We start from the raw sequence: 24463 nt of genomic DNA, 5'->3' as shown, positions 1-24463 counted from the left end.
AAGAGACCCCATTCATCTGCTCAAGGTTCTGGGCAAATTCAAAGGCATCGAAGGGCACGGTTCTCCTTCAGGTCATCTGCGCCCATCTGTGTTATCTGCGGTTAAAATTCACAGCTTCGCCAGCTCCCCCTCCACCCACGTCAGAATCCGTCCCACCTTCTCCACATCCTGGTTCGCCTTGGCCTCTTCAAAAGCTTCCTTCGCTCTCAGAAACTGCCAGATCAGCGGCAGCGAGACCACCTGCTGCCCCTTCTCCAGCACCACGGCATAGCGCTGGCGCAGCTCCTCCACATCCGTGTTCCCTGGCTCATACTTGGAAAAGTCCACCTCCTGCGCGCTTTCCAGCTCGTTCGCATGGCTGTCCTTCTCCAGCTTGGCCAGCGCGGTGTCCGCGCCCTTCCAGTCACCGGATTTCATGAGGCCCTCGATCTCCGCGCCACGCTCGCTGATCGCCGTGGTCGGCTTGATGCCCAGGGAGTCCAGCGCCGCGCGCAGCTTCTCTGCCTTCTGCCTCACCTTGGCCTCGATATCTTCGGACTTCGCCACACGGCCCGGCGAAAGCTGGGCCACTTTCTTCAACTGCTCCGGCGTCAGCACATCACGGAGTTGAATGAGCGTCCGTAACTGCAGTTGCTTCACCGGGGCCTCGGCCTCCAGCAGCTTCGTCAAAGCCGCACCCGCTTCATCAGCCGTGCTGGCCTTGTTGCGCAGCACCTCGTTCAGCCCCTTCTGACCTTCGCGTACCGTTTTCTCCAATGCCTCGCCTTCAGCACGCGTGGCCGTCACGATCGCCTGCATGCGCTCCTCCTGCTCGCTGGAAAGACCGATCTCGCCCTTCAGCGCCGTGATCTTCTCAGGCGTAATGGCACCGGACTGCAACCAGGCTTCAGCACCCGCATGAGCAAGGCTGGCAACGACAACGCTAAGCAGAGTAAGGAAGAGAGTTTTCATGGCAGTTGGATGGTGAGGTAAACAGGCAGAAGCGAATCACTGGGCATGGCGCTCGATCCAGAACCCGAATCGAGGCTGGCAAACAAAGGCTCGCCTTGAGGCGCGAAGAACTCCGGCAGCGCCGCAAGATCCGGGGTAGGGGAGGTCTTCACTTCATCCCGCAGCCATACGAGGCTCAGCAGCGCGCAGGCAGCCACAGCCGCCGTGATCGGCAGCCACATCGGCAGACGTCTTGTCTCCTTCTTCGATGGCGCACGCAGCACATCAGGATTCCATGCCGGAGCCTGCTCGTGGTCGGAGCGACGCTGCTGCGCAAACGCATCACGTAGATCGCGATCGTGATCAGGGTGGTGGTCAGGATTCATGGGCAAATACAGGGGATGAGGTTTGCAGCAGCGTGCGCAGTCGCGCCTTGCCGCGTTCGTAGTGCTGGCGGGCGGACCCGAGGCTGATCTTCATGAGGGTGGCCGCCTCGCTGATGGAAAGGTCCTGATAAAACACCAGGTGCATCACCTCGGCCTGTCGAGCGGGCAGTTGCGCCAGAGCCTCGCGCATGCGCAATGTTTGTTCGTCCAGATCGATCTTCTGCGCCGCTGAAGGGCGTGGATCGTGCGCATCGCCCGTGAACTGCGCCAGCAGCTTGCCGAGCAGAGATTCGCGATACCGCAGCCGCCGGAACTCCTCGTGCGCCGTCAGCCGGATCACCCCGAACCACCACGTCTTGAAGCTGGAAGCCCCCGAGTGAACCACGCGATCCGAGGCCGCCTTCAGATAGGCATTCTGCAGCACATCCTCGGCGCGTGAGTGATCGCCCCCGCAGCAATGCAGCGCCCAGCCAAAGGCGTCGGGATGCAGGGCTTCGAGTTGGTCGGCGGTTTCGCGCTCCATTCATTTCCCGGTGAGTGCCACGGGACGGGCGTATGTATGACAGCGGCTCGCAGGGAATCTCAAAACATCTTTCGTAAAACACCATCGGCCAGCAGAAGCCCCCTCCGATTTCCGTCAGCATCGGGTCATTGGCCGGGAGAGGGCTGCGGCGCCACTTTGCTCGTCTTGAACTCCCTCAGGTGAATCCAGTTTTCGGTGGCGATGTCCGGGTGGCGATACATGCCGAACTTAAAGTAGTGCTGGTAGCCGTTGTGCATGTTCGGGCCGTCAAAGGTCTTCACCGCTGTTGTCATGTCATCAAAATAGACGCTGGCCCTGCCATCGGCCTTCCTGGACCAACGGATCACCATCGCAATGCGATGCCACTTCCCACGTTGGATGAAAATGGGGCCGTGCTTCTGTGCCTGGGTTGGCCCATATTCGATCCCAAGGGCAAGCCGCCCCTGCCACTCGCCAAGGCCAACAAGCACAGGCGGACTGCGAGACGGAAAGCCCTCCCACGTCTCGCCCTGACGAATGTCCGGCTGGTCATGCCACTGGCCGATGATGCACCAACGGTTCCGGGGCGCGTCGGACTTGAAATCCTCGGGCACGCGGAACTGCCATTCGTAGCGCAGGGTGTCCCCCTCTTCAAAAGGCCGATCCACACTGACCTCAGCACGCACACCGCCGCTGCGCCGTTTCTGGCCGGGGATGGTGTGTAGTCCGAGATGCCTGTCCGCACCCTCACCGAGGATGGCGATGTTTTCGACTGCGGGCACCTCCACATGGGCATAGGGCAGCAAGTCTTCAGGCATCACAACACGCAGGTAGGCTAGCTCTTTTTCGCGTGCTTGTGGATCGGCTCCACGGTCGCACGAGGTCAGGACGAACACGACAATGAGGAGGATGCGCACGGCCATGAGTGCTCCAGAATGCCCGTCTATATGACGTATGGCGGCAGACCTGCTCTGCTCCGTAGGCACGCGCCCAAAGGACAGGCATCCTTCAAGGCGTCCGACGTCCTGGTGCGGAGCATTTCATGGCTTCACGCCTTCTTCTTCACCGGCGGCGCTTCCACAAACGAAGCAATCGCCAGCATCACCGCCGCCACCACCACGCACGAGTCCGCCACATTGAACGAAGGCCACGGATTGAACGGCGGAAACCCAAAATCAAACCGCAAAAAGTCCACGACATACCCTTTCAGGAACCCGCCGCCAAACAGTACTCCGTCATCCTCACGACGAAACAACCGGTCGGTCAGATTCCCAAAAATCCCCGAAACCAGCAGCGCCACCGCCAGCCGGCTCAGCTTGCCCGGAAACAGATTTGTCCGGCTGCCCCAGATCAGAAAAGCTAGCGCACTGAGTGACACCACGGTGAACACATAGTTCGCATACTGCGTGCCGTTGAACATACCAAAGGCCACACCCCGGTTGGCGATGTGGTGCAGCCAGAATGTGCCTTGGATCACCTCCTGCTCGCGCCCATGCAGATCAAAGTGCGCCACGATCCAGTTCTTCGACCACTGGTCGAGAATGTAGAGGGGCAGGGAAAGGCAGAGGATGAGCTTCAGCATGAGCGGCCCCCACTCAGCACTGATCCCCCATTCCGGCAAATCCAATCCAACGCTGGCACGTATTCCCAGGGTGACGAAATTTTTTCCTGCAACGCTTCACCCTGAAACCGGTAGATACACCTGGGCTTCCCTGGACCTTTGTTCACATTCTTTCAGATGCTCACAAAGGACCACGCATCGGTTGTAAATCGCGATTGCACGAAGGGCCGGAAACCCCATACTCGCTCCCCCTCTCATGTCTGACTCTGTCAAAGTTGCTGTTCTCGGTGCCAGTGGTTACTCCGGCATCGAACTCCTGCGTCTGCTGTTGCGGCATCCCAATGCCGAGCTCGTCGCTGTCACCTCGCGCACACTCGCGGGGAAGGCACTTTCTGCCGAGTTCCCGCGCTTCCGTGGCGTCGGCGTCGCGGACTCATTGAAGTTCACCAATCCAGACACTGAGACTCTCAAAGCCACCGGCGCTGAGATCGCTTTCCTCGCCTTGCCTCATGGCGTCTCTGTGGAGTATGCCAAAGGCCTGCTGGATGCCGGCATCAAGGTCATTGACCTCAGTGCGGACTTCCGTCTGCGCAGCGCAGAGCTGTATAAAGAGTTTTACGATCACGAGCATCCCGCGCCCGACCTTCTCTCCGAAGCCGTGTATGCGCTTCCTGAAGTGCGTGCGGATGATATCAAGAAAGCGCGCCTCATCGCCTGCCCAGGCTGCTATCCCACGAGCATTCTCGTGCCGCTCATCCCCTTGCTTAAAGCCGGGCTGTTGGGCGATGCACCTCTCTCTGTCTCCAGCATGAGCGGAGCCAGCGGCGCAGGCCGCAAGGAAAGCGTGCCGCTCCTCTTCTGTGAAGTGCAGAACAGCGTGCGCACCTACAGTGTGCCCAAGCACCGCCACCTCAGCGAGATCGGCCAGGAGCTCGAGATCGCCGCAGGCCATCCGGTGAAGCTCACCTTCGTGCCGCACCTGGTGCCCACGCACTCCGGCATCTGCACCACCATCTTCGCCAGCGTGAAGCCCGGTGTCACGCTCGACCAAGTCGGCGAGGCCCTCCAGACCTTCTATGCAGGCCAGCCCTTCGTGCGTCTGCTCGGCGCCAATAAGAGCCCCGACACCAAGAACGTCGTCGGCACAAACTTCGTCGATGTCGGCTGGGCCTATGATGCCCGCGCCGGCCAGCTCATTTTGATGAGCGTTGAGGACAACATTGGCAAAGGAGCGTCCGGCCAGGCCGTTCAGAACTTCAACCTCGTCTGCGGTTTCGAGCCGACCGCAGGCCTCATGAACATTTGATTTGAAAACGAAAACGCCTTCACTCCCGATGAACGCTGCTGTTGACCTCGACCCTTGCTCCAAGAAGAGCGTGCCCTTCAAATCCATCGACGGCGGTGTCACCGCTCCGCGTGGTTTCCGCGCTGCGGCCGTGGCTTGCGGCATCAAGAACCCTGAAGTGCTGCGTCTCGACCTCGCGCTCATCACGTCAGACACACCCGCCATCACGGATGCCGTCTTCACCACGAACAAGGTGCGTGCCGCCTGCGTGCGTGTCTCCCAGCAGCATGTGAAGCTGGGGGATGCCCGTGCCATCATCGCCAACAGCGGCAATGCCAACGCCTGCACCGGCCCGCAAGGCATTCAGGACGCCAAGGCCATGTGCAAGGCCACGGCTGAAGCCCTTGGTTTGAAGATGCGTGAGGTGCTCGTTTGCTCCACCGGCATCATCGGCATGAACATGCCCATCCAGCGCATTACTCCGCGTGTGAGCGAAGTCGCCGCCAAGCTCAGCCCCACAGGCAATGAAGACGCCGCTCGCGCCATCATGACGAGCGATACGAAGCCAAAAATCTACGCCATCGAAGTGCCGCTGGGCAAAGGCGCCAGCTTCCGTGTCGGCGGCATCGCCAAAGGTGCCGGCATGATCTGCCCGAACATGGCCACCATGCTCAGCTTCATCACCACGGACGCCAAAGTCTCCAGGGATGAGCTCAAGCGCGCCATGCGCTTCGCAGTCGACCAGTCCTTCAACCGCATCACCATTGATGGTGATACCAGCACGAATGACACCGTCATCGTCATGAGCAACGGCCAGGCCGAGGCTCCCGCCATCAAGAAAGGCAGCCCCGAGGCCGAGATCTTCCGCTGCGCCCTTCAAAAGGTCATGATGGAGCTCGCCAAGATGATCGTCAGCGATGGCGAGCGCGTCACCAAGTTCGTCGAGATCCGCGTGGTCCATGCCCGCACCCAGGCAGATGCCCGCAAGGCCGCAGAGACAGTCGCCAAGAGCCTCCTCGTGAAATGCTCTTTCAATGGCAGTGATCCTAACTGGGGTCGCATCATTCACGCTGTTGGTTATTCCGGCGCCCGCATCAAGGAGGAGTTGATCGACATCTACTTCAACGGCCTCATCGCCTGCAAAGGCGGCCTCACCTCCAAGACCGCCGTCTCCGATCTCGAAAAGGTCGTCAAGGAGCCCCGTTTCACCGTCACCATCGACCTGAACAGCGGCAGCGCCAACCACACCGTCTACACCACCGACCTCTCCGAGGCCTACGTGGACTTCAACAGCAGCGAATACGCCGCCGCCCTCCACGCCAAGCGCCAGAAGGGCTTGGTGTAATCTTGGTTCGGCGAGCCGGAGGCTCGAGAGAAATTAGCCGGTGGTGAAGCAAGCGCAGCTTGCGAGAACCACCGGTTTGAGGGGCAGTAAATCTCTCACGTTATCGCGCCCTGGAAGGGCGCGAGAAGGCCAGCTACCTCCCACGATCTCGCATGTCCGAGCGCATCACGACCTCACTCCACCACCCCCACCTGCGAAGGCTCCCGTGGCGAGATCTGCAACTGCTCCTGAAACTTCGCGACTTCGCCCGTCACCTGCACCGTCTTCCCCGCGAGATCATCCAGGTGCCAGTCACTGTTCTGATCCAGGGACCGCTTGCTGATGAAGACGTTGAAATCTGTCCCCTCAAACGTCAGCTTCTTGTGACCGCTGCTGCCCAGCGTGATCACCGTCTTCACCTTGCCGATCACCGTCCCGCGCTTGCCGAACTGGGAATCGATCATGTTCACATCCGTGGCATCCATGGCCCCCGGATCACGGGCCACCGTGGGCATCACCCCTGCCGTCGTGCTCGCCGTTCCAGGAGCCGCTTGAGGCATCGCGGGCGTGGGTGCCGCAGATGCCGTGGTAGCAGGCGCGGCCACCACCAGCCCCAGCGACTCGGCCAGTTTCTTGCGACTGTCATCAGACAGCTTGCTCGTCTCGATGCGCTGTTCCAGCCCGCTGGCCAGGGTGAAGATCGTCATGCCCGGCATCACCCCCTTGATCTGAGCTTCAAAACTCATGCCGTCCGCCAGCCCCCAGGTGTCGGCATGGGCGTTGGCCGTGAGGCCGGTCAGGGTGATGAGGAGATGGCGGAGAGCTGCTTTCATGGATTTGGTTAGGCGAGAGATTGACTGCTGGAAGATCGAGATCAAACAGAAGTCGGAGACAATTCCGAAACCAAACCTGGGCTGGACCGGGCCTGTCTACCCCCGCGCATCACTGGCCTTGCTCGGCGGCGCATAGATCGGCCTCGGCAGCGGTCCCATGCCCGAGTCACCAGACGCCGACTGCGTCTTGATCGCCCTCGCGATGGCCTCCGCCATGCGCTCGCGATAAGCCGAGGACGCCAGCGAGCTCGCATCCCGTGAATTCGTCAGATACCCGCACTCCACCAGCACGCAGGGGATCGTCGGATTGCGGGTCAGCCTCAGCCTCCGGCGCACAAAGCCCGCATTGCCGGATTCATGCGGACACACCGCATTCATGTTCTGGTGCAGCCTCCGCGCCAGCCCATAGCTGTCCACCCGCCACCAGTAGGTCTCCGGCCCTGCGCGATAACTCCGCCCATAGTTCAGGTGGATGCTCACCAGCACCGCATCACCGCTCCGGCTGGCGATCCGCACCCGGTCATCCAGTTCAATGAAGCGGTCATCACTGCGCACCATGATCACCCGATAGCCCGAAAGCTCAGCGCGCACCCGCTTCGCGATGTCCAGCGCATACGTCTTCTCTGTCAGCCCCCGGGCACGTGCGCCCGAGTCCTTGCCGCCATGTCCAGCATCGATCACCACCGTCCTGAAACCCTGAGGTCCCGCGCGATCACCATACGTGCTCCCGCCTCGGCCCATGCCGGGCAGACTCGGCGCCTGGCACGAGGCCAGGAACAGCACACCAACGACAGCAGTAGCAAGGCGGAGGAAGGTCATGCAGAGATCGTGGAGTAAGAACCCAGCCCTGCCAAGACAAAGGAGTGAGGTCTTTCCCTCACTTCACGTCACGCCAGAGCCAGCGTAAAGCATCAGGCAGAGCAGGAGCCATGCCTTTGCTGCCGTGAAAGCACTCCGTCCAGTCCATGCGGTAATCATACTTCATGTACTTCAGGCTCGCTTCCATCATCCGGTTGGCGATCGGCCAGTTGCCAAACTTGTTGTCCAGATCGTTCGTGCCATCCAGCAGGTACACGCGGATCGGCTTCTTCTCCGTGATCCTCACCAGATAGGGATAAGCATTGCCGCCGCGGATGTCCACAAACGTGCCCACCCAGCTCAGCACCTTGTGAAACTTCTGCGGCCGCTCCCATGCCGCCGTGAAGGCGCAGATGCCACCTGAGGAACCTCCAGCGATGGCCCACGCCTCGGGCTGCTGGCGGAACTTCACCTTCTGCCGCTTCTGCACCTCCGGCAGGATCTCCTCCAGAAGGAAGCGCGCATACGCATCACCCAGCCCGTCATACTCAAAGCTCCGGTTCTTCGCTTTCTCGCCAGCCTTTTGGTTAGGTTGGCGGCCAGGATCCACAAACACGCCGATCGTCACCGGCATCTCCTTTTGATGGATGAGATTGTCAAAGACGACGCTCACCCTCATCGAGCCGTTTGGGTCCACATGCCGGCTGCCATCCTGCCACACCATCAGGCAGGCCTCGCTGTCGGGCTGATACTGCTGCGGGATGTACACTGTCACATCACGCACCGTGTCCGGGAAGATGCGGCTGTCCTTCCAGGTGAACTTCTCCAGCCGGCCTTGCGGTACATCTTTCTTCCTCTTGCTGTCCGCCGTGTACTCATAGTTCTCCACGTGCACCATGCCACCCACACGCGTCGCACCACCCGCCACGATCTGGTATTGAAACTCGCTGAAGTTCGGCACCGTCTTCACCAGCACCTGCAGACCGTCATCACCGAGAGAGGTCATATGGCCGACCACCGTCCCATCAGCACGCACCACCTGCGCAGGATGCGGATCCATCACAGCCCAGGCCACCGTCGTACCTTCGATGCGCGCGCTCGCCTTGCCTTTGAGCAGATTCTGTTTTCCAAAGAGCCGCATCACCTGCTGATGCAGATCCTTCGCCGCTGTGTGATCAGGGGCAGAGGTCAGGGCCCTTTCCAAAGCCACCGGCGTGATCGCCATCGGCGCAGTTGTCTGGGCACACACACTGCCTGAAGCCACCAGCCACAAGAACAAAAAAAGAGGACGCATGATTATGCGCCCTCAAACGATGCATGTGAGCCATCTTTTCCAACGAATCACAGCGCCGCTGTGATCGGGCCCTGATATCCACCGGTCCGTGTGCTGAACATGCGCTCCTGGATGCCGCGCATCATCTCGCGCACATGCGGCCACTTCATGCGGTCGCGCATGATGTTCATGCTCTGCTCATACGAGCCCCACTGCAGTACTTCGATGTCCACATGCCGCACACCCCACGCATCCATCAAACCGCGGGTCGGCTTGTAGATGTCGATCGTGCCGGTGCCGACGAGGGCGCTGCCGTAATCATCCACCACATAAGTGACCCCCGGCTGACCGGCGATTCGGAATTTTGTGCCCACCGGATACATTGACCAATCTGCTGCAGCGCTGCGAATGTTCCCAAATTTGAGTGGCGTTCCCAAGGCGTTCTTGGCCCCGTAAACGATGTGATCGGACTCATCATGGCAGTAGGCCGTGGTGCGCACCTTCATGTGCTGTCCCGGAATGCTAGCCGCCGACATGAGCGGAGGCCGCGGAGCCTCCAGCACAAAATAGTAACGCTTCATCTCTGTCGGTTTGAAGGCCACGCCTGCGGCGAGAGCCTTTCTGACCTCATATTTCACGCCTGGCTGAAGCGGCACGCCGCTCACATTTTCAGCCTCTTGAGCGCTGAATCCACCTTCCGGCAGTGCGCAGGAAGACAGCGAAGCAAGGAGGGCAATGGTCCCCAGCAGTCCGGTCAGTTGGCGAGAGGCGTTCATGGCTTTATTTCAGTAATTATGGAATTAATAACTCAAATTTAGAAAATATCAATCTAAAAACCATAATTACTGAATTTTTAAGTTGTCTTGACCTTCAGTCGGCGGGGGTGCCGAGGGCAATCTGACCTCCAACCGTGCCACCCCATTCCAATGGGGTGGCATCCTGCCACCACCCTATCCTCCGCTCCGCCACTCCACCGTCCCCCATTTTCAGTCATCCCCGTTTCGCCCCCACAAGGCCGCCTCTTCCTAACTCCGACCTCCGCCTTCCGAACTCCGCACTTAAAGAGAATGAAGTTGCCACGCACCCATCGCGTACAGGATAGCTCGCCTCCTCGAAACTCCACTTCCCGCTGCCTTCATGCTCAGGTCCGCCCTCCTTCTCCTGTCCCCGCTTCTGATCCTCAGCACTGCCTCAGCGGCGGATACCGTCCCGCTCTTTGATGGCAAGACCTTCAACGGTTGGGAAGGCGAGACCACCAAGGTCTGGCGCATCCAGGATGGCGTGATCTACGGCGGCACTCAGGACGGGGAAGGCAACCCGCAGAACGAGTTCCTTGCCACCAAGAAGCAGTACCGGAACTTCCGCATCAGCCTCGAGTACAAGCTCGAAGGTACCGAAGGCTTCGTGAATGGCGGCGTGCAGTTCCGCAGCCTGCGCATCAAAGAGCCGCCGAACGAAATGATCGGCTACCAGGCGGACATCGGTGCCGGTTACAGCGGCTGCCTCTATGATGAGTCACGCCGCAAGACCATGCTCTCCAAACCTGCGGAAGAATTGATCAAGAGCGCCGAAAAGCCGGGCGAATGGAACAAGCACGAGATCAAGGTCGAGGACCAGCGCATCCAGATCTTCGTCAATGGCGTGCGCACCGTCGACTACACCGAGCGCGAGCCCGGCATCGAAATGAAGGGCCACATCGCCCTGCAGATCCACGGCAAGTGCAAGGCCGTCATCGCCTTCCGCAACATCCAGATCGAAGAGCTCCCCGACGCCATCGTCCCTGGCCCGAAAGACATCCTCAATCGCTTCGGCGATGCTGACGGCGCCACCACCGCCCTCGTCCCTTTCAAAGACAACCGCTTCGAAGTCACCAACAACGAAGTCGTCGTCCTCACCGGCCAGACCAATCTCGTCCGCGAACAAAAGGCCGGCGAACTCGAAGCCATCCTCTCTCATGGCCTCGCGGACAAGCAGCCCCGCTTCCGCAGCATGGCCTGGGAGGGTGATACGGTGTATGAGCAGTGGCGCGACCTGAACTTTGGCGACTGGAAAGGCCAGCTCGACGCCGTCGGTGCGGGCATCGTCATCTGCCAGTTCGGCCAGGTCGAGTCCTTTGATGGCAAGGCCCGCCTCGCCGAGTTCACTTCCGCGTATCATCGCTTGTTAGACCAGTTCCGCTCGCGTACCCCGCGCCTCGTCCTGATCTCGCCCATGCCCTTCGAGGCCACCGGCTCGCCGCATGCCCCGGACCTCACGAAGCGTAATGAAGACGTGAAAGCCTACGCCGAGGCCGTGCGCGAGATTGCCAAGCAGCGTGGTGCCATCTTCGTGGATCTCTTCACCACCCTCTCCATCCCTGCCGCCAAAGCCCGCATCACGGACAACGGCCTTCACCTCAATGAGTTAGGTCTGCGCACGGTCGGTCAGCTCATCGCCTCCCAGCTCGGTGTCTCCACCAGTGACTCCGATGACCTCTCCAAGATCCGTGAGGCCATCGTCGAGAAGAACCGCCTCTGGTTTGACTGCTGGCGCCCCGCCAACTGGTCCTTCGTCTATGGAGATCGCGTGACCCAGATGTTCGGCAAGCCTGCTGCGGATGCCCCATCACTGCGTGAAGCCTTTGAGAGCCACAAGCCGCTTATCGCCAAGATGGATCAGCGCATTCACTCCCTCGCTCGTGGCGAGCAGGTGCCACCTCTCGAGCCTGCGCCCAAGCCTGTGACCGAAGCCGTGCTCACTGCCGAACAGCAGATGGCTGCCTTCACCGTCGCGGAAGGTTATGAGATCAATCTCTTCGCATCCGAGACTCAAGGCGTGGCCAAGCCCACACAGTTCTCCTGGGATGAAAAAGGCCGCCTCTGGGTCACCTGCTCCCCCACCTATCCGCAGGCGCTCCCCGGCGTGAAGCCGAGTGACTACATCCTCGTTCTTGAAGACACAGATCACGATGGCGTCGCTGACAAGCACACTCGCTTCGCCGAAGGCCTCACCATGGTCCAGGGCGTCGAGCTTGGCGATGGCGGCGTGTACGTCTGTGACTTCGACCAGCTCCTGCATCTCAAAGATACCGATGGCGATGGCAAAGCCGACGTGAAGAAGGTTCTCTTCTCCGGCTTCGGGATTGGCGACACGCACCAGCTGGTGAATTCCATCTGCCACGGCCCCGATGGCTCCCTCTGGTTCACCCAGGGCCTGCATGCCTTCTCCCGTGTCGAGACCTCGCACGGTCTCGCCATCCTGGAAAAAGCCGGTGTCTGGCGCTACAACCCGCGCACGGAAAAGATGGAGGGCTTCTTCAATGGCGGCAAGGCAGGCCACAACTGCTGGGGCGTGGCCTTTGACGATTATAACCAAGTCTTCCACAAAAGTGGCGACCGCCCTGCAGGCTACTTTAGCACCCCTGGCCTCATCGCTATCAAGGACCCGGATGAGTACCACCCCACCGGCATGCTCTTTGACAGCAGCCCGAAGACCAACTCGCTCGACATCATCGGTACGAAGGCTCTTCCAGACGACATCCAGGGCTGCGCGCTCATTGGCGGTTACTTTGGCAGCGTGGTCGAGTTGCATCGCTTTGCGGATGAAGGCTCCGGCTTCAAGACCACCCAGCTTCCGAAGCTTGTGAAGAGCAGTGACACCTCCTTCCGTCCTGTCGATGTCAGCGTCGGTCCAGATGGTGCTATGTATCTCTGTGACTGGTTCAATCCCGTCATCGGCCATTACCAGGCCAGCTATGCCGATCCTCGTCGGGATCGCAGCCACGGCCGCATCTGGCGCATCACTGCCAAAGGCCGCCCCAGTGTGAAGCAGCCAGCTCTCGCCACCATGAAGCCCGCCGAGCTCCTGGAGCAGATCAAGTCCCCCGAGCGCTGGACCCGCTATCAAGCCAAGCGTCTCCTCTTCGATCTCCCAGCCAAGGAAGCCCTCGCCGCCTGTGATGCCTTCATCGCCAAGGAAAACGATGAGCGCGTGCTCATGGATGTCTGCGGCATCTACGAAGCCCATCAGTCACCCAACGCAGCTCTCCTCGCTCGTCTCCATCAGGCCAAGGACGGCCGCGTCCGCGCCTATGCAGCCCGTGTCATCGGCGCTTGGGCCAACCAACTCCCCAACACCTCCATCCTTCTCACCGAAGCCGCCAACGACACCCACCCTCGCGTGCGCCTCGAGGCCGTCGTCGCCAGCGCCCGCATCCAGAAGCCTGAGACCGTCACCATCACCACCCAGGTGCTCCAGCAGCCGACGGACAAGTTTATTGACTACGCCTTGAAGCAGGCCGTGCGTGCCCTCCAGCCGCAGTGGCAATCTCAGTTAGGCAAACTCACCTTCAAGAACCCCGCTCAGGCCGAATACGTCAAGAAGATCGCCAGCGCCGCGCCTGTCGTCGCTCATCCTGGCAAGGTTGTTTATGATGCCCTCTGCCTGAACTGCCACCAGCCGGAAGGGAAGGGCCTTCCCGGCGTCTACCCCAGCATCGCCGAGAGTGACTGGGTGAATGGCGATCCTGCCCGGCTCATCAAAGTCGTGCTCCACGGCCTCACCGGCCCCATCCAGGTGAATGGCACCGCCTTCACCCAGCTCGCCCCCATCCCCATGCCCCCCATGGGCCTCGATGACCAGCAGATGGCCGACGTCCTCACCTACGTCCGCAGCGAGTTCGGCAACAAATCCCCCGCCGTCACCCCCGCTCAAGTCAAAACCATCCGCGACGCGACTCAGCGAACCACCTTCTGGACCGAGCCAGAATTGAAATAGCGCCCCCGAAATCGCGAAGCGTCCTGGAGTGCGGTGGCAGAGATGCACGGGCCACCGTGCATCGTCGACACCGCTATCGTTCGCAGTCGACGTCTTCAATTTACCGCTAACTTCCTGCGCACTTTCTGACCTGCGACGGAAGCTTCTTAACCGCTAATATGACGCTAACCAGACGCTCATAAAGAAGTCCGAAACCTTCTGATATTAGCGTCCTATCAGCGTCTAATTAGCGGTTAAAAATGTCTGAGAAGGCACGTCAAAGTCTTCACTTCCCAAACATCGCATTCTCCTTGTTCCCGCCGCTGAGCACATAAGCCAGCAGATCCAGGATCTCTTCCTTCTTCAGCATGGCCAGCAGCATTGGCGGCATGGGGGAGACCGTGCTGAGCTCGATGCTCTTCACCTCTTTGCGATCCACGTTCACACGCTGGTTCGGATCCGTGAGATCCGTGTTCAGCGTCACGCCATCACCACTGAGGTTCACCACCACACCCGTCATGATCGTGCCATCGTTCTTCGTGACCACAATCGGAGCAAACTGCTCATTGATGACTGCGCTCGGGTTGATGATCTGATCCAGCAGATCATGCGGACTGTATCGACCACCCGCGCCCGTAAGATCAGGCCCCGTCATGCCACCCGCATTGCCAAAGCGATGGCAAGTATAGCAGGCGGAGGCACTGAACATCTTGCGACCGTTCTCAAAGCTCCGTCCCTTCAGGCCTGTCTCCGCAGCTTTGCTGAGCTCATCCAGCGTCCACATCGTCGGCGTGCGTCCCACAAACATCGCGCCCACGTTCTCAATCGCAGATTTCACCTCAGGCTTCTTGGCGATGAGTTCGGCGAACTGCGCATTTTCTTCCGGCGTGAAGGTAGAGAGCGAGTCCTTGCGGATGAAATCGATGAAGATGGCGAAGCTGCTGCCACCCTTGTAGTTCGCGGCCTTCAGGAAGAACTCGAGCTGTTGCTTGCGAAGCTCCGGTGTCCAACCCGTCTTCAGGAAGCGCAGGCTGCGCGCATACTCGATCTGCGGTTCCTGACTCTCAGCGGCGGCGATCAGCGCCATGCCTTTCTCCGCCGCATTCGGAGCCTGCAGATACGCCAGCGTCTCCGTCAGCAGCCAGTTCAACTCAAAGTTATCCGCCGGATACGCCGGATCGAGCTTCGCGATGATCTTGCCCACCGTCGCCTCATCCGGATTCTCAAAGCGATGCAGCACGATCTCCGTCAGCCGCACATAAGCCAGCTTCTGCTCAGGAGTCAGCTTCGCAAAGTCATGCTTCAGCAGCGCTGCCCAGATAGAATCACGCATCTTTTCATCCGTCCTGTAAGTCCCATCCGGCCTATGGGTCGGGCACACAGCGGTCCGTCGAGTCAGTGCCAGCAGCGCCTCAAGCTGAGCCGTGACATTCGTTTCATTCAGCGCCTTGTCCTGCCACTCAGCCAGCGGCTGATGCTCCAGCGCCGTGCGTGCCGCAGCACGAATATAACGGTCCTTGCTGCTAAGAGACGGCCAGGCCGTGGCGACCGCCTTCGGATCCTGTTTGCCATGGAAAGCTTCCAGGCTTGCACGCACATCTCGCAGTTCTGTTCTCGTCGAACTGCTTGGTTCCAAAGAAATCGGAGAGGTACTCTCTTTCCCCACATAAGTCACCCGATACAGTCCGCTCTGCACACGACGTCCACCAATGGTGAAATACATCGCGCCATCCTTGCCGATGATCGCATCACTGACTGGCAACGGACCACCCGTGACGAACTCTTCCTTCGTGGCCGTGTAGGTGCTGCCTTCGGGCTTCAGATGCACCGCATAGATTTTGCCCCAGCTCCAGTCGAGCACATAGAAGGCGTCCTGATACTTCGCCGGGAACTTCGCGCCATAACCAAAAGTGGTGCCAGTCGGTGAGCCAGGGCCGATGTTCAGCGTCGCAGGCAGGTTGTCGAAGTAGAATTCCGGGTACTTGCCCGCACCATTGCGCCAGCCGTACTCACCACCGCTGACGACATGGTTGATGCGGGTCGGGCGATACCATGAAGTGTTGAAATCATACTCCATGTCCGCGTCGTAAACAAACAGCTCACCATCGCGGTTCACACCACCGTCGAAGATGTTACGGAAGCCCGAGGCAAAGATCTCGAACTGCTTTCCATCCGGCGAGAAGCGATACACGATGCCGCCAGGCGCCATCACATGGCGGTTGTGACCGCGACCGTCCGGCATGCGCGGCAGCAGATGATCATCACCCCACAGCTTCGCGACCGGGGAGCTGTCCAGCGTTCCCACCTTCGGGCCTTCCTTCAGTACCGCATTGTTGCCGCTGATGAGGTAAAGCCCCTTGCCATCCGGAGTCTTCAAAATGGCATGCACGCCGTGGTCGCTGCCCGCGTCGAACTCACGCAGCATCTCCACCTTGTCTGGCATGTCGTCGCCATTGCTGTCGCTGATGCGATACACCCCGCTCGGGATCTTCTTCTCATAGTCGTTCACGCCGACATACAGCGCGCCGAAGGCAAAGAGCATGCCGTTCACACCACGGATTTCCGCGGGCACCTTCTCAATGTCTGCCGCGCTCAGCGTCTGGCCGGCCGCAGGAGCCTTGAAGCGATACAGCATGCCATACTGGTCGCTCGCATAGATGCGGCCCTGATCATCCGTGGTCAGGTTCACCCAGGAACCCTGCTCACCACCCGGCACGCTGTAGATCAGCTCCACTTTGAAATCCTTGAGCGTCTTGATGTTGCTCACCGGCGTCGCCACATTCGCGCCAATGGCAGGCCCCACCGCTTGCGGACGTGCAGCCTTCTTCTTGGCCCGTTCCGCAGCCTTGTCCTTCGCTGGATCAGGGGCAGGGGACGGAGCTGGAGCAGGTGCCGCCGCTTTCTTGGCATCAGCCTTCGCCTTGCCTTTGCCCTTCGCAGGCGCCTTGGCCTCGATGATCTGCGCATCACTCGGGATCGCCGATTTTTCAAAGGATGTCACGCCACCCTCGGGAAGCTCTTTGAGGACGACATCCTTGATGTGGACCTCCATGGCCGGGCCGCGATGAATCTGGAAGGCAATCAAACCTTCGAACGCACGCTTGGCCTCCTCGAAATCGGTGAGCTCCATTGTCGTCTTGCCATCGATCTGATGCACGAGGTGGTTACCCTTCGCGGTGACCGTGTACTCATGCCATTCGGCAATGTCGACCTCGACGGGATCATGCTCACCCGCGAGCCATTTCACACCTGCGGGGTCGATGACCACGCTCTGGCCATTCTGCGAGACGATGCCGCGACCACCCTCCTCATACATCATCGCGCGATAAGGCGCGTTCGGGTGGATGTCACACTGGTAGCCCCGGATGGACCACTTCTTGTCGGCATTCTCGCTGCTGCGGTATTGGATGCCCGTGTTGTTGCCCTTCTGGCGGATCTTCGCCTTGAGCTCAAAATTCTTCACCTTCCCGCCGCGCCAGATCAGGAACTGGTTGTAGGCCAGTTGTTCCGGTCCCGTGGTGGTGCCCACGATCTCACCATTCTCCACCTTCCAAAGTTCCGGATTCCCATCCCATCCCGAGAGGTCCTTGCCATTGAAGATCGGTTTGAAGCCATCCTGGGCAGGAGCGAGGCCGGCAAAGGCAAGAAAGGAGAGAAGAACGAGACGTTTCATAGTTGGTCGCGCACATCAACGCGCCCACCTTTCCCAATCTGCCAGCAAAACCTGTGTCGGATTTCGCAATCAGCGGCTCACACCCTCGCATTTCCCCATTGCAGCAAAGCCGCGCGCGCTTGTGCCCACACGCTCTCCGCGAAGTGATTCTCCAGGATATCCGAGTAGCGGGCCACCCCTTTCCTCCTCCATGCAATGGTCAGGCCTTTGGGTGCTGGATAGATTTCTTCCACCTCGTGTCTCTGGAGATTGAGGCCTGTGTTGGAAAGGCTCAGTTGAGTCTCCGTCAGCCGCAGGTGATGAGCCGAACGACGCAGCCGGTAAATCGCCCAGGCCAGCCAGATGCCAAGGACGACCAATCCCAGCACCCACATCCTGTCAGTAAGAGCAAACCAGATACCCAGCCAGATCACCACTCGCCGATCCCAATGCACTCGGGGCAGTCGGAGCAGCTCAAAGGATTGGTGGTTCATGCTGGGGAAAAGGGAAGGGCTCTTGATTGCTCGCCAGTCGTCCGATATCCTTTAGGGTAGCACCTTGAGCCCTTCAGCTTTGGCCAGTTGCCGTTGAGCATCGTCAAAAGATAACAACGCATCGCAATCCATATCCTTGGCGCTGGCGATATGCAGAATGTCCATGGCACCGAAACCTCTTTGGTTGGTGTTATGAAGGCTGATGCGACGAGCTTCGGCATGAATGCGCTTGATGGAAACGTCTCGGATCTCAACGAATCCTTCGAGCACGGCTCGTTTGAGTTTTTCCAGTCCCTCGAGCTCTTCCTCGGGTGTAATGCTGCGTCCAACACGGAGCACGCGGATGGCATTCTCCGCTTCAAAATAGGCAAGCCGGTTCGTATACATGGTCGTTCCCAGCTTTTCCCAGCACTCACGTGCCTTGCGCCGATGCTTGTCCCGCACGCAGAAGGAGATCAAGAAACTGGCATCCGCAAAATGCTTCATGAGCCACGACGCATTTTCGCCAGGACAGATGTCGCATCGATGTCGGGCTTCCCGGCCCAACTGGCCTCAGCGGCGTCAAAAAATGCCCTGAGCTTCTTCCGACGTGCTTGTAAAGAAAGGTCGTTGAACTTGGACACTGGAGTCCGAGCCACTCGTGTAGCTGCTTTTTCAGCGGGTTTGTTCGAGGCCTTTGCCATAACCAAAGTATGAAGGAACATCGCCATTTTGCAACGCCCCGTTTCAGACCGCAGCGGGAGCTGAAACTCCCGCTGCACTCACTGAAAATCACTTCCCGGCCACCTGCCCGCCACCGCTTGGCAGCGTGCGGAGATGCTGGGTCGGGCTGAGGCCGTATTTGTCGGGCTGGTACATGGCTTCGATCTTCGCGGGCGGGGCGATGGTGTCGCCTTCGGCGATGACTCGGGCGAGGTAGCGGAGCTGGAACTTGCCCTTTTGCGGCGCGTAGTCGGTGAAGAAGAGCGCGCGGTCCGCGTGGATCTCACGATGATCGCAGAACCAGGCTTCGATGCCTTCGGGGAGCTGGTCTTCACCACGGCTGTTCTGCGTTTCAAACTCTGGATTGATGGCCTCCAGCACGCTGGGCAGGGGATCATTGATCGCGAGATAGCGATCACCACCACCGATGTCGATCGTGAGAGAAACCACGACCATGTCACCCACGCGCAGATCCTCGGCCTCAGCCACGCTGCCATCGGGAAGCACCTTTTCATAGGTGCGCTCGATGGCGTAACCTTTGTTCTCGCCCTTGAACTCACGATCCTGCGGATGACTGCGCGCATCGATGCGCGAGAACAGCTCGCGACCGGCAGGCAGCTCGATCTTCATCGGTGTGGCCGTGAGCTTCGGATCAATCGGGAAGCTGACCTTCGCACTGCCCGGATGCGCCGGGATGTTCAGCTCAGGCTGCTGCGTGTCCCACAGCACCTTGGCCAGCACAGGCTCGGAGGTCTTCTTCAGACTGCGCTCATAGGCGGCAAGTGCCGTGAGCGTCCACGCATTTGAATACGTGTTGCCCCATTCACCGCGACCGTTGCGCGATTGAAGGATCGTCTTCGCCAGTTCTTCCGCATCACTGGTCAGGCCGAGGTGCGTGTAAACGATCAGACGCAGCGCGCGGTTCGCACCATTGCCAGCCCAGTGCGACCAAGCGGGCGCAGGAGGTGTGGAAGGCTTCGCGGCAGGTTTGCTCGGACTCTTCTTGGCCTTGTTACTGGCCGTCTTCTTGTCAGCTGCAGGCGGAGGAGCCGGCGGCTTCCAGCCGAGCATCTCCTTGATCTGCGCATCCGGCGTGTTGCTCAGGCACATGGCCAGGGCCGTGTAGAGACGGGCAGCCTCAGGCAGACGGTCGCGCTTGGCATGAAGCAAATTTTGGTAGGCCGGTTCAGGCTTCTTCGCCTTGGCCAGCGTGTAGAGAGCCAGCGCGGAGTCTGTGGTGATGTACAGGTCTTTCTCGTCTTCCAGGCCGCGCAGCTTCTTGGAGAGATAGGCTGTGAGCTTGTCGATCACCTCGTTCGGCACATTGGCGCCCGCATCACGTGCGCGCAGCAGCATGAAGCCGCCATAAGCACTGCCCCAGAAGCTCGACTCCTGACCACCCGGCCAGTAGGCAAGACCACCTTCATCCGTGACCATGGTCAGCAGACGGTTCACACCCTTTTGCACCGCTTCCTTCGTCTTGTCCGTGCTCAGCAGATCGGGGAACAGCGGCTGATATCCGCCCAGCGCCAGCCAGGGAAGGGTGGCAGAGCTGGTCTGCTCCACGCAGCCATACGGGTATTGCAAAATATACTCCAGGGCATCACGCGCCTCAAACAAGCGCGAGGTGCTGACACTCACCGAGATCAAGCCTTCACCCTCAAGCACGCTCGGATTCACATTCGCCAGCAGGTTCTCGACCGGATCCTTGCCAAGTCGGGCATAACGAACTTCGCGGAGTTCTGGCACCGGATGATTCACCGCCAGCACGGACTCCGTGCCGTCATCCAGCGCAGGTCCGCTCCAGGTCGTGGTGCGGGCGGTCCACTTCCACTTGGCATCACCGAGCTTGGTGAAGATAACCGGGAAGGATACGGCAGCGGTCTCATTCGCCTTCAGCGCCACCTTCTGCTTCCACACCTTCGGATCTTCAGGCGCCTTGATGGACGCCGGAATGAAGAAGCGCTCCTCACGGATGAAATCAGCCGTGGCATCGAGCTCCAGCGTGACCTCCACCTCGCCGGAAGCTGGTGTGGTGTTGTGCAGCACGGCTTTAAGCAGTGTCTCATCACCCAGACGTGCAAAGCGCGGTACCACCGGCTCCACCATCAGCGGCTTGTTGATCTTGAAGGCTGATTCGCCCTTCCCAAAACGATCCGCTCCATGCACCGCCACCGCCATCAGGCGATAACGTGTCAGGTTGTCCGGCGCCGTGATGTCCGTCGTCACCTGGCCGCTCGCGTCCGTCATCGCCGTGGCGAGCCACAGCGGGGTCGCCACGAAGTTCTTCCGTAGCTTCACCGGCGCATCGTTCTCATCACCACCACCACCGATGAGGAAACCTTTGTTGCCACGCTCTCGCGCGGTGAACTCCTCAGGCAGGATGTCATCATACGAAGCATAGTTATGAATCGCCAGCGGTGAGGGCGCATGGAAGAACGAGCTCGGATCCGGTGTCTCATGGTCCATCAGGCTCAGTACACCTTCATCCACGGCATAGAGGGTGATCTCGCTATTCGCGACTGGCTTGCCCTGATGATCCGTCACCGTCGCAGCCACTGCGAAATGCTCCGCAGGCTTCACCTCGGGCTTCGAGGGATTCAGCGTGACCTTCAGCTCCTTCACATGCGATTCCACTTCGAGCTCGCAGTAGCCCAGCTTGTATTCAGGCATCTTGTTTTTCTTCGGGCTGGCATCGCTGCCGCGCACAAGGATCACGGAGACATACACATTCGGCGCTTCCGCATCTTGAACGGGCACCTTGATCACCGGCTGCTCAGGCGAGATCTGCGTGAGAAACTGGTGATGGATCTTGTTGCGCTCCACGCTCACCAGCGCGGTGCCGGCGATCGGTGTCTTCACCACGATCACGGCTTCTTCACCCGGCTTCAGCTTCTTCTTCTCCGGCTGCAAAAGGATACGCGCGCCGTCCTCCATGGCCCAGGGGAACTCATCACCGCCGATGATATAAAGCGGCATCCGTGAGAGCACCTTGCGGCCTTTGCTGTCCGTGGTTTCAGCGGTCACAAAGTAGGTGCCGCCACGAGCTGGCTTGAAGGGCAGGGTGGCACTCGGGGCACTGCCTGCGCTGATGGGCTTCAGGTCGACCTGCTGCTTCAGTTCTTCACGCAGGATCACCTGGTCCTTCGTCGTGCTGCCACCACCAGCGGTGGCGATTTTCAGCGTGTGATATTCCTGGCGCTCAATGCGCACATCAATCTTGCTGGCTCCTGGAGCAGGCGCGCCTTTCGAATCAATGCCGATGATCTCCACGGCGGTGTCCTGACCGGAGCGGCCAAAGAACTGCGGGCCCTTCAGACCAATGATGAAGTCTGCCCCAGGCACCTCAAACTGCGTGGAGGCTGTGATCGTCTGCTGATTGATGTCCGTCACCTCCGCGCTCACCCGCACCTGCTGCGGCAGGGAAGCCCGGTCCGGCGGTGGCATCGGCATCTCGAGTGTGGCCGTGCCGTCATCATCGATCGAAAGATCGCCATTCACCCACCACTCACCTTCGGGATCGTTATCGCTGTCACTGTCGTCGTAGTAGCCATCAGCATCGCGATCTTTGCCATAGTGCGCCCAACGCGGCGCATCACCGAAGTGGTAGTCCTGGAAGGCTTCCGGCGGCGTGTATTCGCGCATGGAGGAGGCGCTCCAGCTCACCTTCGCGCGGCTCAGTGACTTGCCCATCATGTAGTTCGCGCTCATGGGCAGCTTCATGCGGTCCGCCAGGATTTGTACCTTCTCATTGTCCAGCTTCACCTCAAAGGTGTTCGGCTTGTAATCATCCACACGGAAGCCGTAGTCACCTCCGGACATGTCATTCGGATTGTCCTCACTGCTGTTGAAACGGATGTTGACGGAATACCAGCCGAGCGGCGACTCGGGCAGCTTCACATCATCAGCCCAGGAGCCGTTCGTGGTGAAGCTGATCTCCTTGTCCAAGATCACACGATAGCGTGCATCACGGATGACGAGGTGCGCTTTTGCGGCCTCAGGATCGAGCGTCAAATCATCGCCGCTGCTCAGGCGCGTGTGAGCCTTGAGATGCGCGGTGTCACCGGGGCGATAGAGCGGCCGGTCCAAGAACACAAAGGTGCGGCGTGCAGGCTTCCAGACATCCCGCCAGGCCGTGGGAATGTCATACGGGATCACCCCATTGATGCCGGAGTCATAGGTCTGGATGGCCGTGCTGTCGCCATCCTTCTCCGCCAACACCAGGGAAGGCTCGTTGCCTTTCAGCGTCGCGAGACCATTCGCATCCGTGTCCGCATAGCCGAGCAGCTTCTGCTCATGATCCACCATGGTCATGCGCACGCCAGCCACCGGTTTGCCGGTGGAGAGCGAGGTCGCGAAGACCATCGTCTCGCGTCCGTTGCTCTTCTGCAACAAACCAAGGTCGGTGAACTGAATCAGCGACTGTGTGATCACACCCTTCTGCGCCAGTCCTTCCGCGGCACGGCCTTCGATCTCGATGAACAACGGCGCTGTAGGCGCACCTGCCAGGATCTCCTTCCAGTTCAGTTTGATCAACTCGCTCTTGTCGAGCGGCTTGTTGATCGGGAAAGTTTTGTCCAGGATCTGGGTGCCTGCATACTCATCGATGCCCACCGGCTTGAAGCCCTGCTTCTTCTGATCCTCAACCCAGTACTTGGTGCGGTACTCAAAATACTTGCCCATCGCCTGAAGCAGTTCAGGGCCCGTGAGCTTCTTCACACGCACACGCACCTCGCGCACGTTCGCGGTGGAGATCTCATAATCACCCAGCCCCTTCGCCAGCTGCGCGCGCACAAAGGCAGGCGCGGCCACATAGGGTGGGTTCGGCACAAAGGTGATCTCTTTTTCTTCAGGCTTCTCCAGAGCCAGCCCGTCAGCAGAGGCCACACGTGGATCCACCACGATGCGGTAAGGCTTGTTCAGCTCAAAATTGCCCTCCAGACGCAGCGTGCGGCGCGTGAGCGTGGGCTTCACCGCCACATTCGGCTCAATGGCCACCAGTGCCGCCAGTTTCTGTGCGATGGGTTCCAGCTCCTCGTTCTTCCATTCCTCCTCACGATCTGGAAACAGCGCCTTGTTGACGTCGATGTCGATGTAGTAGCTCGAATCAAACGGCGTGTGCGCGGTGATGCTGTTCACGCCGAAAGGTCGCACCTCGCCGAGCGCGATGTCGTCTCCCTGCGCGAGTGTGTCATGGCCAGAAGAGTTGGTTAGGGTGGTGGCGATGGTGAGCTTCCAGTTCGTCGCCACAGCAAGGGGAGTCGCTGGCTCCACCACGATGGCGCTCAAGCGTGCCGCTTCCGGTGTGATCGTGGGTTTCACCTTGGCGATCTCTTCCGCCCAGGTCGGTTGCGGATTCACACCGGTGCCAAAATCCTTGCCAGTGGCATGACGGACCTTGGCACCTACTTTGAGCGGCGGCTTCTCCGACACAAATTGAATGCCCGCCGCAGCCTTCGTGACATCCACGGCATCATTGAACTCGAACACAAACTTCGGCGTGCGGTTCGCATCACTGGAATCAAACCACTTCGGCGATTGATCGATCACGCGGAACTGCGCGCTGCTCACAGAAGCGAGTTGATCCGTGGAGAGCGCCTTGCCCGCGAGATCTGTCAAACCTTTGCGCAGTGCGAACTCATAGCCCGTGTTGAACTTCGGTGCCTCCGTGAGTTTGAAGTGACCGCTTCGCGTGCTCACCCATTGGAAGTCACCCTTGAGCGCTGGACTGACCACAAGCGGTGAATCGGTCTCCGTGGTGCCGACTCGCTCCTTCGCGATCATCGGCGTGGGAAACACGACCTCGATCGTGCTCGCCGGAGACAGCTCCGGCGGATTCATGGTGAACTCCGCCTCGAGCACAGGCTCAGGTTTTGGGGCTGGTGGAGTCTTGGCTTTTTTAGCCGGTGCCGCTTGGGTCAGGCAAAGCGGCATGAAGATCGCAAGGCAAAGGGCTATCGTGAGCCCGGAGCGTGAAAGCAGTTTCATG

General features: G+C 59.7%; 16 protein-coding genes. 3 read left to right on the top strand and 13 right to left on the bottom strand.

The features are described from left to right. Positions 1–108: 108 nt before the first annotated feature. The 5 genes from BGE01nite_RS11095 to BGE01nite_RS11075 all read right to left on the bottom strand — a co-directional run bounded on the left by BGE01nite_RS11095 (position 109) and on the right by BGE01nite_RS11075 (position 3400). A complete protein-coding gene (locus BGE01nite_RS11095; protein WP_146850526.1) occupies positions 109–951 on the bottom strand; it encodes a Spy/CpxP family protein refolding chaperone in 843 nt (280 codons plus the stop codon). Continuing rightward, positions 948–1316 carry a hypothetical protein gene (locus tag BGE01nite_RS11090; protein WP_146850525.1) on the bottom strand — a complete coding sequence of 123 codons (369 nt, stop codon included), beginning with the start codon at positions 1314–1316 and terminating at the stop codon, positions 948–950. The genes BGE01nite_RS11095 and BGE01nite_RS11090 overlap by 4 nt, the downstream gene beginning before the upstream one ends. Continuing rightward, the gene (locus BGE01nite_RS11085; protein WP_146850524.1) at positions 1306–1839 is read right to left on the bottom strand and encodes an RNA polymerase sigma factor; all 534 of its coding nucleotides are present in this window, start codon (positions 1837–1839) and stop codon (positions 1306–1308) included. Before BGE01nite_RS11085 ends, BGE01nite_RS11090 begins: the two co-directional genes overlap by 11 nt. Before the next feature lie 125 nt (positions 1840–1964). Continuing rightward, positions 1965–2741, bottom strand: a complete 777-nt coding sequence (locus tag BGE01nite_RS11080; protein WP_146850523.1) for a polysaccharide lyase family 20 protein — start codon at positions 2739–2741, stop codon at positions 1965–1967. Between the two features lie 125 nt (positions 2742–2866). Continuing rightward, positions 2867–3400 carry a signal peptidase II gene (locus tag BGE01nite_RS11075; protein WP_146850522.1) on the bottom strand — a complete coding sequence of 178 codons (534 nt, stop codon included), beginning with the start codon at positions 3398–3400 and terminating at the stop codon, positions 2867–2869. A 235-nt stretch (positions 3401–3635) separates the two neighbouring features. On the opposite strand from BGE01nite_RS11075, the gene argC reads away from it, so the two are divergent. Further along, positions 3636–4685, top strand: a complete 1050-nt coding sequence (gene argC, locus BGE01nite_RS11070) for an N-acetyl-gamma-glutamyl-phosphate reductase (RefSeq protein WP_146850521.1) — start codon at positions 3636–3638, stop codon at positions 4683–4685. 28 nt (positions 4686–4713) lie between these two features. Further along, the gene (gene argJ, locus BGE01nite_RS11065; RefSeq protein ID WP_146850520.1) at positions 4714–6009 is read left to right on the top strand and encodes a bifunctional glutamate N-acetyltransferase/amino-acid acetyltransferase ArgJ; all 1296 of its coding nucleotides are present in this window, start codon (positions 4714–4716) and stop codon (positions 6007–6009) included. A 173-nt stretch (positions 6010–6182) separates the two neighbouring features. Here argJ and BGE01nite_RS11060 read toward each other — a convergent pair whose 3' ends face one another. The 4 genes from BGE01nite_RS11060 to BGE01nite_RS11045 form a co-directional block, all read right to left on the bottom strand. Continuing rightward, positions 6183–6821: an ATP-dependent DNA helicase RecG gene (locus tag BGE01nite_RS11060; protein ID WP_146850519.1), complete on the bottom strand. Its 639-nt coding sequence runs from the start codon at positions 6819–6821 to the stop codon at positions 6183–6185. 96 nt (positions 6822–6917) lie between these two features. After that, complete coding sequence (locus BGE01nite_RS11055) at positions 6918–7640, bottom strand: N-acetylmuramoyl-L-alanine amidase (protein ID WP_146850518.1); 723 nt, start codon at positions 7638–7640, stop codon at positions 6918–6920. A 58-nt stretch (positions 7641–7698) separates the two neighbouring features. Continuing rightward, positions 7699–8913, bottom strand: coding sequence for an alpha/beta hydrolase (locus tag BGE01nite_RS11050; protein ID WP_146850517.1), 1215 nt, complete (start codon positions 8911–8913; stop codon positions 7699–7701). A 47-nt stretch (positions 8914–8960) separates the two neighbouring features. Then, entirely contained in the window at positions 8961–9668 is a 708-nt protein-coding gene (locus BGE01nite_RS11045) for a 3D domain-containing protein (protein ID WP_246145704.1), read from the bottom strand. A gap of 361 nt (positions 9669–10029) precedes the next feature. Between BGE01nite_RS11045 and BGE01nite_RS11040 the strand changes: the two genes are divergently transcribed. Beyond that, on the top strand, positions 10030–13647 hold the full coding sequence (locus BGE01nite_RS11040) for a PVC-type heme-binding CxxCH protein (RefSeq protein ID WP_146850516.1): 3618 nt from the start codon (positions 10030–10032) through the stop codon (positions 13645–13647). Between the two features lie 265 nt (positions 13648–13912). Here the strand turns inward: BGE01nite_RS11040 and BGE01nite_RS11035 are convergent, their stop codons facing one another. From BGE01nite_RS11035 to BGE01nite_RS11020, 4 genes are all read right to left on the bottom strand, one after another. Further along, positions 13913–17299, bottom strand: coding sequence for a 3-keto-alpha-glucoside-1,2-lyase-like domain-containing protein (locus tag BGE01nite_RS11035; protein ID WP_146850515.1), 3387 nt, complete (start codon positions 17297–17299; stop codon positions 13913–13915). Positions 17300–17376: 77 nt separating this feature from the next. Beyond that, positions 17377–17772, bottom strand: coding sequence for a hypothetical protein (locus BGE01nite_RS11030; RefSeq protein ID WP_146850514.1), 396 nt, complete (start codon positions 17770–17772; stop codon positions 17377–17379). A 51-nt stretch (positions 17773–17823) separates the two neighbouring features. Next, the gene (locus tag BGE01nite_RS11025) at positions 17824–18258 is read right to left on the bottom strand and encodes a PIN domain-containing protein (protein ID WP_146850513.1); all 435 of its coding nucleotides are present in this window, start codon (positions 18256–18258) and stop codon (positions 17824–17826) included. A gap of 285 nt (positions 18259–18543) precedes the next feature. Continuing rightward, complete coding sequence (locus tag BGE01nite_RS11020) at positions 18544–24462, bottom strand: alpha-2-macroglobulin family protein (protein ID WP_146850512.1); 5919 nt, start codon at positions 24460–24462, stop codon at positions 18544–18546. Position 24463 lies beyond the last annotated feature (1 nt).

It is taken from the genome of Prosthecobacter gellanilyticus, from assembly GCF_007992435.1.
In the GTDB taxonomy this organism is placed as follows: Bacteria; Verrucomicrobiota; Verrucomicrobiia; order Verrucomicrobiales; family Verrucomicrobiaceae; genus Prosthecobacter; species Prosthecobacter gellanilyticus.
The sequence above is the reverse complement of the archived record's forward strand: the minus strand, read 5'-3'. Positions and strand labels throughout refer to the sequence as shown.

Bases quoted from the DNA above. Each gene is read 5' to 3' on its own strand.
- BGE01nite_RS11095 (WP_146850526.1), bottom strand. From the start codon at position 951: ATGAAAACTCTCTTCCTTACTCTGCTTAGCGTTGTCGTTGCCAGCCTT.
- BGE01nite_RS11090 (WP_146850525.1), bottom strand. From the start codon at position 1,316: ATGAATCCTGACCACCACCCTGATCACGATCGCGATCTACGTGATGCG.
- BGE01nite_RS11085 (WP_146850524.1), bottom strand. From the start codon at position 1,839: ATGGAGCGCGAAACCGCCGACCAACTCGAAGCCCTGCATCCCGACGCC.
- BGE01nite_RS11080 (WP_146850523.1), bottom strand. From the start codon at position 2,741: ATGGCCGTGCGCATCCTCCTCATTGTCGTGTTCGTCCTGACCTCGTGC.
- BGE01nite_RS11075 (WP_146850522.1), bottom strand. From the start codon at position 3,400: ATGCTGAAGCTCATCCTCTGCCTTTCCCTGCCCCTCTACATTCTCGAC.
- argC (WP_146850521.1), top strand. From the start codon at position 3,636: ATGTCTGACTCTGTCAAAGTTGCTGTTCTCGGTGCCAGTGGTTACTCC.
- argJ (WP_146850520.1), top strand. From the start codon at position 4,714: ATGAACGCTGCTGTTGACCTCGACCCTTGCTCCAAGAAGAGCGTGCCC.
- BGE01nite_RS11060 (WP_146850519.1), bottom strand. From the start codon at position 6,821: ATGAAAGCAGCTCTCCGCCATCTCCTCATCACCCTGACCGGCCTCACG.
- BGE01nite_RS11055 (WP_146850518.1), bottom strand. From the start codon at position 7,640: ATGACCTTCCTCCGCCTTGCTACTGCTGTCGTTGGTGTGCTGTTCCTG.
- BGE01nite_RS11050 (WP_146850517.1), bottom strand. From the start codon at position 8,913: ATGCGTCCTCTTTTTTTGTTCTTGTGGCTGGTGGCTTCAGGCAGTGTG.
- BGE01nite_RS11045 (WP_246145704.1), bottom strand. From the start codon at position 9,668: ATGAACGCCTCTCGCCAACTGACCGGACTGCTGGGGACCATTGCCCTC.
- BGE01nite_RS11040 (WP_146850516.1), top strand. From the start codon at position 10,030: ATGCTCAGGTCCGCCCTCCTTCTCCTGTCCCCGCTTCTGATCCTCAGC.
- BGE01nite_RS11035 (WP_146850515.1), bottom strand. From the start codon at position 17,299: ATGAAACGTCTCGTTCTTCTCTCCTTTCTTGCCTTTGCCGGCCTCGCT.
- BGE01nite_RS11030 (WP_146850514.1), bottom strand. From the start codon at position 17,772: ATGAACCACCAATCCTTTGAGCTGCTCCGACTGCCCCGAGTGCATTGG.
- BGE01nite_RS11025 (WP_146850513.1), bottom strand. From the start codon at position 18,258: ATGAAGCATTTTGCGGATGCCAGTTTCTTGATCTCCTTCTGCGTGCGG.
- BGE01nite_RS11020 (WP_146850512.1), bottom strand. From the start codon at position 24,462: ATGAAACTGCTTTCACGCTCCGGGCTCACGATAGCCCTTTGCCTTGCG.